This window comes from Halomonas sp. 707D4 (assembly GCF_024158685.1).
Classification (GTDB): domain Bacteria; phylum Pseudomonadota; class Gammaproteobacteria; order Pseudomonadales; family Halomonadaceae; genus Vreelandella.
The window spans coordinates 1-1,523 of sequence record NZ_JAMZBD010000621.1; the positions used below are offsets into that span (position 1 = coordinate 1).

Sequence of the window (1,523 nt, forward strand, 5' to 3'; positions counted from 1 at the left end):
GGTGGACGTGGTGCGTCTCAACTTCTCCCACGGCACCGCCGACGACCACCGTGCAAGACTCGAACGGGTGCGCGAGATCGCCGCACGGCTCGGCCGAAGCGTGGCAGCCTTGGGTGACCTGCAGGGACCGAAGATTCGTATCGCGCGCTTCAAGGAGGGCAAGGTGGTGCTCGCCGAGGGCCAGGACTTCGTGCTCGATATGGGCCTCGACCCGGACGCTGGCGACACCGCTGCGGTGGGCTGCGACTACAAGACCCTCGCCCAGGACGTCGCCGCCGGCGACCGGCTGCTGCTCGACGATGGCCGCGTGGTGCTCGACGTCACCCGCGTCGAGGGCCAGAAGGTGCATACCCGGGTGGTGGTGGGCGGCAAGCTCTCCAACCACAAGGGCATCAACAAGCAGGGCGGCGGGCTCTCGGCGCCGGCGCTGACCGACAAGGACAAGGCGGACCTCAAGACCGCCGTGGCGATCGGCGTCGATTACCTGGCGATCTCGTTTCCCCGCTCGGCGGCAGACATGCAGGAAGCCCGTCGCCTCTTGGGCGAAGAGGGCGCCGAGATCGGCCTGGTCGCCAAGGTGGAGCGCGCCGAGGCGGTGGCGGATGACGAGACCCTCGACGGCATCATCGAAGCCTCGGAAGCGGTGATGGTCGCCCGGGGCGATCTGGGCGTCGAGATCGGCGATGCCAAGCTGGTCGGCGTGCAGAAGCGCATGATCAAGCGCGCGCGCAGCCTCAACCGTGCGGTGATCACCGCAACGCAGATGATGGAGAGCATGATCTCCGCGCCGCTGCCCACCCGCGCCGAAGTGTTCGACGTGGCCAACGCGGTGCTCGACGGCAGCGACGCGGTGATGCTCTCTGCCGAGACCGCCGCCGGCGACTACCCGGTCGAGACCATCGAGGCGATGGCGCGGGTGTGCCTCGGCGCCGAGCGCGAGCGCACCGCTCAGGAGTCCGGCCACCGCATCCACGAAGGCTTCACTCGCGCCGACGAGACCATCGCGCTCTCGGCGATGTACGCCGCCAACCACATGGAAGGCGTGGTCGCCATCGCCTGCATGACGGCGTCGGGCTATACGCCGTTGATCGCCTCGCGCATTCGCTCGGGCCTGCCGATCGTGGGCCTGGCCCACAATCCCATCGCCCAGCGGCGCATGGCGCTCTATCGCGGCGTGGTCTCGCTGCCCTTCGACACCAGCGCCATGCAGGCCACCGAGCTCAACGATCGGGCCCTCGAGCTTCTGGTGAAGCAGGGCGTGGCCAAGCCCGGCGATCACGTCATTCTCACCCGGGGCGATCACATGAATGCCCACGGCGGCACCAACACCCTGAAGGTGATGACGATCACCGACCAGCACGCCCGCGCCTGAAGGAGGCCGCCATGACCCTGTCGCGTCGTCAACTGATCAAGGCCGCCCTCGGCACGTCGCTGCTGGCCAGCGTGCCGCTGCTGTCGACGAGCGTGTTCGCCGCCGACACCGAGGCGGCGACGCTGCCGCTGACCATCCACACCGAGCAGGG

Annotated in this window: 1 protein-coding gene; it reads left to right on the forward strand. The window is 68.7% G+C overall.

Annotation, left to right across the window (positions count from 1 at the left end; genetic code table 11):
- A partial coding sequence (pyk, locus tag BIS11_RS17285) for a pyruvate kinase (RefSeq protein ID WP_253586687.1) occupies nt 1-1,372 on the forward strand: 1,372 nt, incomplete at its 5' end.
- Nucleotides 1,373-1,523: the final 151 nt, after the last annotated feature.